The organism is Gilliamella sp. Pas-s95 (assembly GCF_009795795.1).
Classification (GTDB): Bacteria; Pseudomonadota; Gammaproteobacteria; order Enterobacterales; family Orbaceae; genus Gilliamella; species Gilliamella bombicola.
Window position 1 is genome coordinate 1 of record NZ_WTFC01000086.1, and the last position, 451, is coordinate 451.

At 44.1% G+C, this 451-nt stretch carries 1 protein-coding gene; it reads left to right on the forward strand.

Annotation, left to right across the window (positions count from 1 at the left end; translation table 11 throughout):
- The coding region (locus tag GQ598_RS10940; RefSeq protein WP_160404140.1) for a hypothetical protein at window positions 1-451 on the forward strand (451 nt) is incomplete at both ends.

Consider the following 451-nt stretch of genomic DNA (forward strand, 5'->3'; position numbering starts at 1 on the left):
GCTTAGTGAACTCGCCGAGTTTATCGGTAGGGTTGTTGTCGAGGCTGAGATTCAATCTTTTATCGTTCTTATCAACGTCTCCGTTGTGGATTGTGGCGTTATTGTTTTGGTTGTGTTCATTTGGTGCACAGGCCTTAACAGCGCAAACCTCAAGGGTCATTGAGGGGAGTGGGCCGTATTTAACATCTGATGGAGGCCAAACCAAAGTAACAGACCTTGAATCGTTGTTCACCATTACGTTGCCTTATGGTGGAAAGGTCACGCCGTCAACGAATACATCAAGTAGGACAAATCCAATGGTATTATCAACATGGCGTACTTTGGGTGAGATAAAGACTATTTTTCCACCATCGACCACTTTTGTGCGTTTAAATGATTTAGTCAATCGTTATCATTATTGGGGAGATGATGATGGAGATGGACAGGGTACTAATGGTGTAACGGCGACAGG